Source organism: Streptomyces sp. NPDC002181 (assembly GCF_042890485.1).
Taxonomy (GTDB): domain Bacteria; phylum Actinomycetota; class Actinomycetes; order Streptomycetales; family Streptomycetaceae; genus Streptomyces.
On sequence record NZ_JBIASC010000006.1, the window covers coordinates 229,705 to 242,308 of the forward strand.

The 12,604-nt window shown below is 73.9% G+C and carries 9 protein-coding genes; 6 read left to right on the forward strand and 3 right to left on the reverse strand.

The window, feature by feature from the left end; translation table 11 throughout:
* Window positions 1-14 precede the first annotated feature (14 nt).
* The 4 genes from ACFYXV_RS18310 (at window position 15) to ACFYXV_RS18325 (ending at window position 4,163) form a co-directional block, all read left to right on the forward strand.
* Window positions 15-1,034, forward strand: coding sequence for an ABC transporter permease (locus ACFYXV_RS18310; protein WP_389383444.1), 1,020 nt, complete (start codon window positions 15-17; stop codon window positions 1,032-1,034).
* Window positions 1,031-2,017, forward strand: coding sequence for an ABC transporter permease (locus ACFYXV_RS18315; RefSeq protein WP_385460619.1), 987 nt, complete (start codon window positions 1,031-1,033; stop codon window positions 2,015-2,017). The genes ACFYXV_RS18310 and ACFYXV_RS18315 overlap by 4 nt, the downstream gene beginning before the upstream one ends.
* Complete coding sequence (locus ACFYXV_RS18320) at window positions 2,017-3,129, forward strand: ABC transporter ATP-binding protein (protein ID WP_389383446.1); 1,113 nt, start codon at window positions 2,017-2,019, stop codon at window positions 3,127-3,129. The genes ACFYXV_RS18315 and ACFYXV_RS18320 overlap by 1 nt, the downstream gene beginning before the upstream one ends.
* A 98-nt stretch (window positions 3,130-3,227) precedes the next feature.
* The gene (locus tag ACFYXV_RS18325; protein WP_389383502.1) at window positions 3,228-4,163 is read left to right on the forward strand and encodes an ABC transporter ATP-binding protein; all 936 of its coding nucleotides are present in this window, start codon (window positions 3,228-3,230) and stop codon (window positions 4,161-4,163) included.
* 149 nt (window positions 4,164-4,312) lie between these two features.
* Here ACFYXV_RS18325 and ACFYXV_RS18330 read toward each other — a convergent pair whose 3' ends face one another.
* Window positions 4,313-6,382, reverse strand: a complete 2,070-nt coding sequence (locus ACFYXV_RS18330) for a prolyl oligopeptidase family serine peptidase (RefSeq protein ID WP_389383447.1) — start codon at window positions 6,380-6,382, stop codon at window positions 4,313-4,315.
* A 97-nt stretch (window positions 6,383-6,479) separates the two neighbouring features.
* On the opposite strand from ACFYXV_RS18330, the gene ACFYXV_RS18335 reads away from it, so the two are divergent.
* Entirely contained in the window at window positions 6,480-8,027 is a 1,548-nt protein-coding gene (locus ACFYXV_RS18335) for an MFS transporter (protein WP_385460628.1), read from the forward strand.
* A gap of 18 nt (window positions 8,028-8,045) precedes the next feature.
* Here ACFYXV_RS18335 and ACFYXV_RS18340 read toward each other — a convergent pair whose 3' ends face one another.
* Window positions 8,046-9,464: a cytochrome P450 gene (locus ACFYXV_RS18340; protein ID WP_389383448.1), complete on the reverse strand. Its 1,419-nt coding sequence runs from the start codon at window positions 9,462-9,464 to the stop codon at window positions 8,046-8,048.
* Between the two features lie 130 nt (window positions 9,465-9,594).
* Window positions 9,595-10,239, reverse strand: coding sequence for an excalibur calcium-binding domain-containing protein (locus ACFYXV_RS18345; RefSeq protein WP_389383449.1), 645 nt, complete (start codon window positions 10,237-10,239; stop codon window positions 9,595-9,597).
* Between the two features lie 207 nt (window positions 10,240-10,446).
* On the opposite strand from ACFYXV_RS18345, the gene ACFYXV_RS18350 reads away from it, so the two are divergent.
* The gene (locus tag ACFYXV_RS18350; RefSeq protein WP_389383450.1) at window positions 10,447-12,543 is read left to right on the forward strand and encodes a protein kinase; all 2,097 of its coding nucleotides are present in this window, start codon (window positions 10,447-10,449) and stop codon (window positions 12,541-12,543) included.
* Window positions 12,544-12,604 lie beyond the last annotated feature (61 nt).

The following is a 12,604-nucleotide window of genomic DNA, read 5'->3' on the forward strand; positions in this document are numbered from 1 at the left end:
CGGACCCCGACACCATGACCACCACCGCACCCGGAGCCGGAGGCGAGGCCGCCAAGGCCAAGGCCCCGGTCCCGGCTCCGGGCCTGCCCCCGGCCCCCGGCGCCGCCGAGGACGCCACCGCCGCGGCGGCCGCCACCGGCAGCAGCCCCTGGCAGCTCGCCCGGCGCGAGCTCCGCCGCCGCCCCGCCGTCCGCGTCAGCCTCGGCGTCGTCCTCCTCTTCGTCCTGATGGCCGCCACCGCCCCCTGGCTGGGCGCCCTCGGCGGCTGGTCCCCCGAGGAGTTCGACAAGAGCGCCATCGACCCCTACCTCGGCGGCCAGCCCCTCGGCTCGCTCGGCGGGATCAGCCCCGAGCACTGGCTCGGCGTCGAACCCGTCACCGGCCGCGACCTGTTCGCCCGCGTCGTCCACGGCGCCCAGGTCTCCCTCCTCATCGCCTTCGCCGCGACCGCCATCGTCGTCGTCGCCGGCACCGCCGCCGGGATCGCCGCCGGCTACTTCGGCGGGCGCACCGACACGCTCCTGTCCCGCCTCATGGACCTGACCATGTCCTTCCCCTCCCTCATCTTCATGATCGCGATGCTGTCGGTGGCCAAGGACGTCAACCGCATCGTGCTGATGACCGCCGTCATCGGCGTCTTCGGCTGGCCCGGCGTCGCCCGCGTCGTCCGCGGCCAGACCCTCTCCCTCAAACACCGCGAGTACGTGGACGCCGCCCGCGTCGGCGGCGCCGGACCCTGGCGGATCCTGACCCGCGACATCCTCCCGGGCGTCTCGGGCCCGGTCATCGCCTACACCACCCTGCTCATCCCCGGCATGATCAGCACCGAGGCCGCGCTCAGCTACCTCGGCGTGGGCGTCCGCCCGCCGACCCCGTCCTGGGGCCAGATGATCGCCGAGTCCGTCGCCTTCTACGAGACCGACCCCATGTACTTCGTCATTCCGAGCACCTTCCTCTTCCTCGCGGTACTCGCCTTCACCCTGCTCGGCGACGCCCTGCGCGACATCCTCGACCCGAGGGGCGGCCGCAGTTGATCCTCTACCTCGCGCGCCGGCTGCTCGCCCTCGCGGGCGTCCTGCTCGCCATCGCCGCCGTCACCTTCCTCATCTTCTACGTCCTGCCCACCGACCCGGCCGCGGCCGCCTGCGGCAAGACCTGCAGCGCCGAACGGCTGGCCGACGTGCGGGCGTACCTGGGCCTGGACCAGCCCATCTGGCGGCAGTTCGCCGACTTCCTGACCGGCATCTTCACCGGCCGCACCCTGGGCACCGGCCAGTACGCCGTCCAGTGCGACTTCCCCTGCCTGGGCTACTCGTACGAGAACTCCCTGCCCGTGTGGGACCTGCTGATGGACCGCCTCCCGGTCTCCGCCTCCCTCGCCGTCGGCGCCGCGGCCTTGTGGCTGCTCCTCGGCCTCGGCGCCGGGGTCACCGCCGCCCTGCGCAAGGACACCGCCACCGACAAGGCCCTGATGGTCGGCGCGGTCGCCGCCGCCTCACTGCCCGTCTACTTCACCTCCGTCATGCTCATCTACGGGGTCATCCGGGTCGCCGGGCTCCTGCCCTACCCGACCTACCAGGCCTTCACCGACGACCCGCTCTCCTGGGCAGCCAACCTGCTGCTGCCCTGGACCGCGCTCGCCCTGCTGTACGCGGCCATGTACGCCCGCCAGAGCCGCGGCTCGATGATCGAGGCGATGGCCGAGCCGTACATCCGTACCGCCCGCGCCAAGGGCATGCCCGAGCGCACGGTCGTCGTCAAGCACGGCCTGCGCTCCGGGATGACCCCGATCCTCACCATCTTCGGCATGGACCTCGGCGGGCTGCTCGCCGGCGCCGTCATCACCGAGTCCATCTTCGGACTCCCGGGCATCGGGCGGCTGTTCTACGGGGCGCTGGTCAGCTCGGACCAGCCCGTGGTCCTCGGGGTCACGCTGCTCGCCGCCTTCTTCATCGTCGTCGCCAACCTCGTCGTCGACCTCCTGTACGCCGTCATCGACCCGAGGGTGAGGTACTGATGGCCGTCGTCCCCGACGCCCCGCTGCTCGAAGTGCGCGACCTGCACGTCACCTTCGCCACCCCGCGCGGACCCGTACGGGCCGTCGACTCGCTCGGCTTCACCGTCGAAGCCGGGCGCACCCTCGGCATCGTCGGTGAATCCGGATCGGGCAAGTCCGTCACCTCGCTCGCGGTCATGGGCCTGCACCGGGGCGCCGAGGTGGGCGGCTCCATCGCGCTCGCCGGGCAGGAGCTCACGGGCATGTCCGAGAAGCGGCTGTCCCGGCTGCGCGGCCGCAAGATGGCCATGATCTTCCAGGACCCGCTGTCCAGCCTGCACCCCTATTACACGGTCGGCGAGCAGATCGCCGAGCACTTCCGCGTGCACTTCAAGGCCGGGCGGGCCGCCGCGCGCAAGCGGGCCGTCGACATGCTCGGCGAGGTCGGCATCCCGGAGCCGGCCCGGCGCGCGGGGGAGTACCCGCACCAGTTCTCCGGCGGCATGCGCCAGCGCGCGATGATCGCCATGGCCCTGGCCTGCGAACCCGACCTGCTGATCGCCGACGAACCCACCACGGCCCTCGACGTGACCGTCCAGGCGCAGATCCTGGAGCTCATCGCCCGGCTCCAGCAGGAGCGCGGCCTCGGAGTGGTGATGATCACCCACGACCTGGGGGTGGTCGCCCGCGTCGCCCACGAGGTGCTGGTCATGTACGGCGGCCGGGCCGCCGAACAGGCGGGCGTCGACGAGCTGTTCGCCGACCCCGCGCATCCCTACACCCGGGGCCTGCTCGACTCGCTGCCCCGGCTCGACGACGCCGACGACGAGCCGCTGCGGGCCATCCCCGGCTCCCCGCCCTCCCTGCTCGCTCCCGCCCCGGGGTGCGCCTTCGCCCCGCGGTGCGGCCTCGCCGCCGCGGGCACCCCGGACCAGCGCGGCCGCTGCGCCACCGAACGCCCCGAGCTGCGGCCCCGGGGCGGCTCGCGCACCGCCGCCTGCCATTTCGCGGGGGCCGGCGCTCCGGCTTCCACGGCGACGGCAACGACAGCGACGACGGCAACGACGGCAACGACAGCGACGACGGCAACGACAGCAACGACGGCAACGACCGCTCCGGAGGCGACCCGATGACCGTAGAGGCCCGCCCCCCGGACACCACCGCACGCGCGGAGGGGGCCGGGACGGCCCCGGCGCCATCCGGGCCGCTGCTCTCCGTACGGGACCTGACCATGGCCTTCCCCGGCAAACGCTCCGCGTCGGGGCGCCGGGGGGCACCCGTGCGCGCGGTCGACGGGGTCTCCTTCGACCTCGCGGCGGGCGAAACCCTGGGCCTGGTCGGGGAGTCGGGCTGCGGGAAGTCCACCACCGGCCGGATGCTGGTGCGGCTGCTGGAGCCCACGTCCGGGGGCATCACCTTCGACGGACGCGACATCACGAGGCTGTCGCAGCGCGGGCTCCGCCCGCATCGGCGCCACCTCCAGATGGTCTTCCAGGACCCGCACTCCTCCCTCAACCCCCGCCAGACGGTGGCCCGGATCATCTCCGACCCGCTGCTCGTGCAGGGATGGTCGGCCGCCGACGCGCGCCGCCGTGCGGCCGAGCTGATGGACCTGGTCGGGCTGATCCCGGAGCACATCGACCGCTACCCGCACGAGTTCTCCGGCGGCCAGGCGCAGCGCATCGGGATCGCCCGATCGCTGGCCACCAGCCCCCGGCTGATCGTCGCCGACGAGCCGGTCTCCGCCCTCGACGTCTCCGTACAGGCCCAGATCGTCAACCTGATGGAACGGCTGCGCCGCGAACTGGGCCTGGCGTACGTGTTCATCGCGCACGACCTCTCCGTGGTGAAGCGGGTCAGCGACCGGGTCGCCGTCATGTACCTCGGCCGGATCGTCGAGATCGGCGAGAAGCGCGCCCTGTACGAGAGCCCCCAGCACCCGTACACCCGGGCGCTGCTGTCCGCCGTACCGCTGCCGGACCCGGCGGCGGAGCGGCGGCGCGAGCGGATCGTGCTGCTCGGCGATCCGCCGAGCCCGGCCGCCCCGCCCCCGGGCTGCACGTTCCATCCGCGCTGCCCGAAGGCGCAGGATGTCTGCCGCACGGACCGCCCGCTGCTGCGGATCGCCGCCTCCCGCGAGGTGGCCTGCCACTTCCCCGGTGACTGACGGGGATCCAGGGGAAGAGGGAGGACCCCGGGCCGATCGCATCGGCCCGGGGTCCTCCCGCTGCCCGCGGCGGAGCGCCTCGGTGCCGGACCGCAGGAGTGCCCGGTCGTCGAGGACGCGCCGTCCGGGGCCGGGGCCGGGCGTGCCCCTCAGGCCAGTGCGCGGCGGAAGAAGTCCAGTTCCAGCGCCGTGATCTTCTCCCGGGCCCCGTTCGGGGTCATGTGCGTGACACCGGGGAGGGCCAGGAGCTGGTGCGGGCGGCCCGCGTCGGTCAGGGCCTGCGAGAGCCGCAGGGTGTGCGAGGGGTGGACGTTGTCGTCGGCCAGGCCAGTGATCAGCAGCAGCGGCCGGGCCAGGTTCGGTGCGTCGGGGACGAGGGAGTCCCGCTCGTAGACGTCCGGGTGGTCCTGGGGCAGTCCCAGGTACCGCTCGGTGTACGCCGTGTCGTACCGGCGGAAGTCGGTCGGCGCGGCCCCGGCCGCCGCCGCATGGAAGACGTCCGGGCGGCGCAGCACCGCCATCGCGGAGAGGTAGCCGCCGTACGACCACCCGCGCACCCCGACCCGGCCGAGGTCCAGGTCCGGGTGGCGCAGGGCGAGTGCGTGCAGGGCCGCGACCTGGTCGTCCAGGGTGACCTCGGAGAACCCGCGGTACATGGCGTGGGTGAAGGCGGGGGACACGTACGGGGTGCCGCGGTTGTCGACGGTGACCACCGCGAAGCCGCGGTCGGCCCACCACTGCCGCTGCTGCCAGCGGCGCGGCTCGGCGGACACGTCCTGGTAACCGGGGCCGCCGTAGCTGTCCATCAGCACGGGCAGCCGCCGGCCCGGGACGTGGCCGCGGGGGAGGACCAGCGCGGTCGGGATGCCGTGCTCGGTGACCCGCTCCAGCACCGGCACCACCCGGTAGGGCAGCGGCGCGGACAGGTCGACGGGCGCGAACTCGCGCCCGTCGGCGGTGCGTACGGTCCGCCGCACCCCTTCGGCGTCGGCGCTGGTCAGCAGCAGCGTCCCGGCCGAGGCGTGCACGCCGTGCACCCCGGGTCCGTCGGCGAGCGGGGTCAGCTCACCGGTGTCGGGGTCGAGCAGGAGCACCTGCTGCTCGGCGGGGTCGCGTTGCCCGGCCTCGATCAGCAGCCGGCCCTGGTGGACCCCGGCCACCCGGCGGACCTGGATCCCGTCCCCGGTCAGGAGCTTCCCGTCGAGGGCGAGGGCGCGCGCGGCCCCGCCCTCGGTGTCGGCGCTGGTGAGCATCCGCCCGTCGGCCAGCCGGGCCGGGGTGCCGGGCACCAGCGGGTCGACCCAGTGGGGGTGTTCGGTGCGCGACAGCTCCCGGGTGCGGCCGGTGGCCGGGTCGGCGCTGAGCAGCAGCACGTTCTGCTGGAGCCGGTCCTGGACGGTCAGCAGGATCTCCGTCTCCGACTCCCAGCCGGCGTCGGAGACGTACGGGTACCGCGCCGCGTCCCACTCCAGCCGTACCCGGGCGCCGCCTTGGCCGAGCACCCACAGCCGGACCTCGGCGTTGGGTCCGCCCGCCTCGGGGTAGGCGAAGTCCTCGGCCGGGAGCTCGGGGTGGGCGGGGTCGGCGAAGTGGCGCCGCTGGAGGGCGGATTCGTCGACGCGGGCGGCCAGCAGGGTCCGTCCGTCGGGGGACCACCAGTGGCCCCGGTCCCGGCCCAGCTCCTCGGCGGCGGCGAACTCCGCGAGGCCCCAGCGGGCCCCGTCGGCGGGGCTGATCCGGCCGCCGGGGTGGGTGTACAGGGCGTCGTCGGTGACGTACGCGGTGCGGGAGCCGTCGGCGTTGGGGCGCGGGTCGAGGGCGGGCCCGGCGGCCGGGATCTCCTCGGGCCCGCCCTTCCCCCCGGCGCCGCCTTCGCAGCCCACCCGGTACAGGCGCCCGTACAGCGGGAACACCGCGCTGCGGCCGTCGCCGGAGAGCGCGTACGAGCCGATCCCCGCGGCCACGAGCCGGATCCGCTCGCGCAGTCGGCGCTCGGCGACCGGCAGGGTGCCCGGCTCGGGGGAGAGCTCCCGGGGATCGGCGAGCAGGGTTTCGGTGCCGGTCGCGGTGTCCAGCACCCAGAGGCCGTCGAAGGCGTCGGTGGGGCCGGTGGAGCGGAGGAACCAGAGGAGCCGGCCGTCGTCCCCGAAGGAGAAGGCGCGAGGGGCGCCGTACGTGAAGCGGCCGGTGCTCGCGGAGAGCCTGAGGAAGTCATCCATGATCATAGTGTGTCATGTGAAATGGCACACTGTACATGTCATGCAGCCTAGGCCATTCGAGTGGTGTACCCCCGGGAGCGGGTTTAGCGTCGAGAAGGTGGACGAGAATGCAGCGCCGATCAGCAACGGAACCGACGGCAAGGTCCGCGGAAGCGGAAACGGCCTCGCGCTGTTCGTCATCGCGTCCTGCCAGCTCATGGTCGTTCTCGACATCACCATCGTGAACATCGCGCTTCCGCACATCCAGACCGCCCTCGGCTTCTCCACCGAAAGCCTGTCCTGGGTCGTCAACGCGTACACCCTCACGTTCGGCGGACTCCTCCTCCTCGGCGGACGGACCGGCGACATCCTCGGCCGCAAACGCGTGTTCATCTTCGGCATCCTGCTCTTCGGCCTGGCCTCGCTGCTCGGCGGCCTCGCGCAGAACGAGAGCCAGCTGCTGGCGGCCCGGGCCCTCCAGGGCGTGGGCGGCGCCATCGCCTCCCCGACCGCCCTGGCGCTGATCACCACCACGTTCCGGGAAGGCCCGGCGCGCAACCGGGCGTTCGGCGTGTTCGCCGCCGTCTCCGCGGGCGGCGGCGCGATCGGACTGCTGGCCGGCGGCATCCTCGTCGAATGGCTCGACTGGCGCTGGGTGCTCTTCGTCAACGTCCCGATCGCCGTGGCCATCGCGGTGATGGCCGTGCGGGTCATCCGCGAGTCCGAACGCCACCCCGGACACTTCGACCTCGCCGGCGCGCTGCTGTCCACCCTGGGCATGGTCGCCCTCGTCTACGGCTTCATCCGCGCCTCCCAGCAGGGCTGGACCGACCCGTACACCCTGGGCTCCTTCGGCGCGGCCGTGGTCCTGCTCCTGCTGTTCTTCCTCAACGAGCGGCGTTCGCCCCAGCCGATCACCCCGCTGCACATGTTCGCCGACCGCAACCGGGCCGGCTCGTACGGCATCATGCTCTTCCTCGCCTGCGCGATGTTCGGCATGTTCTTCTTCCTGACCCTGTTCGTGCAGAACGTGCTGGGCTTCAGCCCCATCCAGGCCGGCCTCGCGTTCCTGCCGGTGAGCGCCGTCATCGCCGTGGGCGCGGGCATCACGTCCCAGCTGCTGCCCAGAGTCGGGCCGAAACCCTTCATGGTGGCGGGCGCCCTGTGCTCGGCTGCCGGCCTGGCCTGGCTGACGCAGACCGACATCCACTCGACGTACCTCGGCAGCATCCTGGGCCCGGTGCTCGTGTTCAGCCTCGGCATGGGAATGCAGTTCGTCTCGCTGACCCTGATGGCCCTGTCCAACGTCGCCGACCGGGAGTCGGGCGCAGCGTCCGGACTCCTCAACACGACGCAGCAGGTGGGCGGATCGCTGGGCCTGTCGATCCTGGTCACGGTCTTCGGCACGGCCAGCCGCAACGAGGCCCACGACCAGGTCCCGGCCTTCCTGAGCCAGGCCGACCCCGCCCAGAAGGCCCTCTTCCTGCGCACCGGACAGCTCCCGGACCCGTGGGGCGACCAGGTGCTCACCTCGGGCGTGAGCGCCGCGTTCATCGTGGCCGCGGGTTTCGCCCTGGTCGCGGCGCTCATCGCCCTGCTGGTGATCCAGGTACGCCCCTCGGACCTGGAACGCCTCAAGGGCAACCACACGCCGGCGGCGGTCTGACGGCCCCTCGGGGGAGGTCTACCGCGCGGTGCTCCGGATCCGGCAGCGGACCGGTCCCCGCGCCTGGAGGGTGATACCGGCGGTGACCGGGACGTCGGTGTCCACGGCCTCGAACTCGTACGCGCGCAGGATCATCGCCAGCGCGATCACCGACTCCAGCATCGAGAAGTGCTGTCCGATGCAGGCGCGCGGGCCGCCGCCGAAGGGGAACCAGGCGTAGCGGGGGCGTCCGGCCTCCGCCTCCGGAGTGAAGCGGTCCGGGTCGAAGCGGTCGGGGTCCGGCCAGTAGCGCGGGTGGCGGTGCGTCACCCACGGGGCCAGGATCACGTCCGCGCCCGCCGGGATCGTCAGTCCGCCGACCTCGGTGGCCGCGACCGCGTTGCGCCCGATGACCGGGGCCGCGGGGAAGAGCCGCATCGCCTCCTTGAGAACCCGCGTGAGGTAGGGGAGCCGGTCGAGGTCGGCCGCCTCCGGCGTACGGTCGCCGAGGACGCGGGAGACCTCCTCGCGGGCCCGCGCCTGCTCCTCGGGGTGGCGGGCCAGCAGGTGCAGGGAGAAGGCGAGCGAGGTGGCGGTCGTCTCGTGCCCGGCGAGCAGGAAGATCAGCACCTGGTCGCGCAGTTCGGCGGCGTCGAACTCCCCGTCGTCCGTGTCGTCCGTGCCGGAGGCGGCGGCGAGCAGGCTGAGCAGGTCCTCGCCCGGACCGTCGCCGGCGGCGGTACCCTCACCGCGCCGGGCGGCGATGATCGTGTCGCACGCCGCGTACAGCTCGTCCATCGCGGCGGCCGCCCGCTTGTTGCCCGGAGTGGGCCAGCCGCGCGGGATGTTGGCGGGGGAGTAGCCGCGGCGCAGCACGTACTCGGTGATGACCGGAAAACACCGGTCGACGACGTCGACGGTGGCCTCGACGCCGGTGCCGAAGAGGATGCGGGCGACAGCGCGCAGGGCGAGCCGCATCATCTCCTCGCCGACGTCGACCACACCGCCCGGCGCCCGTTCCCAGTCCGCGACGACGGCCCGGGTCTCGGCGGCCACGGCGCCGGCGTACCCGTCGACCCGGCGCTTGGTGAACAGCGGCTGGACGAGCCGCCGCTGGCGCAGGTAGTCCTCGTCCTGGCTGGTGAGCAGGCCGTTGCCGAAGGAGTCCCGGACCTCCTGGTAGAAGGAGTTGTCCTTGCGGAAGTTGGCCGACTCCGAGGCCAGGACCTGCTGCGCGCCCTCGGCGGAGAAGACGCAGTAGAGCTCGGCGCGCAGCCCGGGCGGGCCGGCGGTGATCCGTACGACGTCGCCGTGCCGCTGCTGTGCGCGCAGGTAGGTCCCGAGCGAGTCGGATGTCAGGTCGAAGAGGGATCCGAGCAGGGGGACCCCGCTGAGCGTCGGGACCTCCGCATCGCTTCGGCTGCCGCTCCCTGACCCCGTACGTGTTCCCACTGTCATGGCCGCCCCCTCGACACCGCCCGTACCGACCCCCCGATTCTGCCCGCCCGGACCCGGCACCGCCGGGCACGCCCGCTCCGACCGGCTGAATCAGGCCGACAGGACGGCCGACAGGACGGCCGGCCGACGGCTATTTGTCGCAGGCGATCCCGTCCTTGTCCCGGTCGAGGGCCTCCCGGTACCCGGGCCCGCCGCGCCGCATGGGGGCGGCCCCGGCGGCCTTGGCGTCGGCGCAGGTCTTGTAGTAGACGCTGCTCCCACCGCCACCGCCACCGCCACCGCCACCGCCACCACCGCCACCGTCGCCCCCGGTGGAGCCGGTGTCGGTCGGGGGCGAGGTCTTGGGCTTCGGCGGGGCCGGAGTCCTGGTGGGTGCCAGGGCGGCGCCGGCCTTGTCCGGGCAGGGCCGCCCCGGCGCGACGAGGGAGAGCTCGACACCGGACGCCGGCTCCACGGGGACCCCGGCCGCCGGCGTCTGGAAGCAGACCACCCAGGCCGCGTGGTCGGCGGCCGGTTTCACGTCGGAGTAGGCGCTGCGCGCCTCGACGGGGCGGGTGACCAGCTTCTTGACGGCGGCCTCGGCGTCGGCGAACTTCTGCCCGACGAGCGAGGGCATCGCGGGAGCCGTGGGCGAGGGCGAAGGCACGGGCGCGACGGCGGCCGCCGAACTCGCCGCCGCCGGGGCCTCCTTGGGAGCCGGATCCTCGCACCCGCTGCCGAGCGCGACCACCACCCCCACGACCGCCGCCACCGCGAAACCCCGACGCTGGAACACGCCCGACCCCCCAAGATCGACACTCTGCGCAACCGCCGCAGCGTACGCGGGTCACTCCACCACACGTGAACCGGTTTCGCGCCGTTTTCCCTGGCATGGGCATGTGGACGGGTGCGCCACCGCGGGACAGGCGGGACTTTGCGGACACCCCCTAGGATCGGGCAGGCCCCGGCGGCGGGCCGGCCCCCTGACAGAAGGCAGCACCCCATGGAACCGCTCGGCCCCGGCGACCCGATCCGGCTCGGCCCGTACCGGGTCGTCGGCATCCTCGGCGAAGGCGGCATGGGCAAGGTCTACCTCGGCCGCGACGGCTCCGGCCGGCCCGCCGCGGTCAAGGTCCTGCTCCCCGAACTGGCCGACGACCAGAACCTCGCCCGGCGCTTCCTGCGCGAGGCGCAGACCGCGCGGTCGGTCACCGGCGGCGGCGTGGCCCGCGTGCTGGACGCGCAGAGCGAGGGCAACCGCCCCTGGATCGCCACCGAGTTCCTCTCCGGCCCCACCCTCGACGAGGCCGTGCGCCGGTACGGTCCCCTCGCCGGCGACGCCGTACGGGCGCTGACCGCCTCCCTCGCCGCCACCCTGCGGGAGATCCACGCCGCGGGCCTGGTCCACCGCGACCTGAAGCCGGCCAACATCGTGCTCACCTCGGGCGGGCCGCGCGTCATCGACTTCGGCATCGCCCGCCCCGAGCACGGGCTGACCCTCACCACCACGGGCCAGATCCCGGTCACCCCCGGCTACGGCGCCCCCGAGCAGGTGCTCGGCAGGCGCGTCGGTCCGGCAGCGGACGTCTTCTCGCTCGGCGCGCTTCTCGCGTACGCGGCGACCGGGCAGCGCGCGTTCGACGGGACGCACGTGGCCGCCGTGCAGTACGAGGTCGTGCACGGTGAGCCGCAACTCGACTCCGTTCCGGCGGACTTGCGGCACCTGATCGCGCCCTGCCTCGCCAAGGACCCGGCGCACCGGCCGACACCCGAGCAGATCGAGGCCGCCTTCGCCCCGCCGCGCGGGGCGGACCGGGCCTGGCGCAAGGGGCCGATCGCCGACGACATCGCCCGCCGCACCGCCGAGGCCAGGCGGCAGACCGCGCTCGACGGGCCGGGGCCCGGATCCGGAGCCGGGCCGTCCCGGCGCCGCCTGCTGCGCGGCTCGCTGGCGGCGGGCGGCGTGCTGGTCGCCTCGGGCACGGCGACCGGCTCCTGGTGGCTCCTGCGGGACGACACGCGCCCGCTCCCCGCCGCCGGGCCGGCCCGCACCGAGCAGCCGATGTCCCTGTCGGCGGCCGACTACGGCCGGCTGCCGCCGCCCCTGTGGGGGCCGCTCCCGGTGGCGGCGCAGGCGGTGGACGGCGTGGTCACGCCCCCGCTGCCGCTGGTCGACGTGGTCGTGTTCGCCGCCAAGGGGGGAGGCCTGGCGGCCCGAACGGCGCACGACGGCAAGGAGAAGTGGCGGCTGCCCGACGTGTCGCCGAAGGCCGGCCTCCTCGCCCTGCCGGACCAGGGGTTCGTGGCCGCCGGCTCCGACGGCGCGCTCCTGCGCTTCGAGGCCTCCACCAGCAGGCGGTCGTGGAAGGTGGCGGGCGCCGACACGGGCCGCATCCTGGCCGCCGACGAGTCGGCCGTCTACCTGCTGACCCGCGATCGGCAGCTGCGCGCCGTGGACACGCTCGGTCGCAAGGTCCGCTGGACGGTGCGGCTGGCCCAGGGCGCCGTGCAGGGCGCCGGGCCGCTGGCCGCGGCCGGATCGGGCCGGCTCGTCGTGTCCGGAGCCGACGGCGACGTCCTCGCCCTCGACACCGCGACGGGAAACCGGGTCTGGTGGGCCAACGGCCAGGCGAAGTCGGCCGTCGCACCCCTCGTCGACAAGGACACCGCATATCTGGGCGGCCGGAACCTGACCGCCCGCGACCTCGCCGACGGAAAGGTGAAGTGGAAGGCGGACGAGGCGGAGCACGGCGCTCAGCCGGGTACCGCCGACTGGGGTCCGGCGGTCCCGTACGGCGACTACGTCATCGGCGTGCACGGCTCCGTGCTGAGCTGGGCGAGGACCGGCACCGGCCTCCCGTGGTCGAAGGTCCGCGGCGGCAAGAGCTCGTTGCCGAACACGCCTCCCGTGGTGCAGAGCCGCACGGTCTGGGCGGTCGAGGCGGGCGGGCACGGCGTGTCGGCCTACTCCGCCGAGCACGGCGCCCTGTACTGGACCTTGGCGCCCGAGTCGCAAGGACCCTGGGGCGTGTCCGGAGCCGGCAACCGCGTCTTCCTCGTCAACGACGGGAAGCTCACGGCCATGCCCAGCGTCGACTGAGGTCCCGCTGCCCGCGGCCCGGCCCGCGGCCCGGCCCGCGACCCCGCCCGCAGGAGCGCTC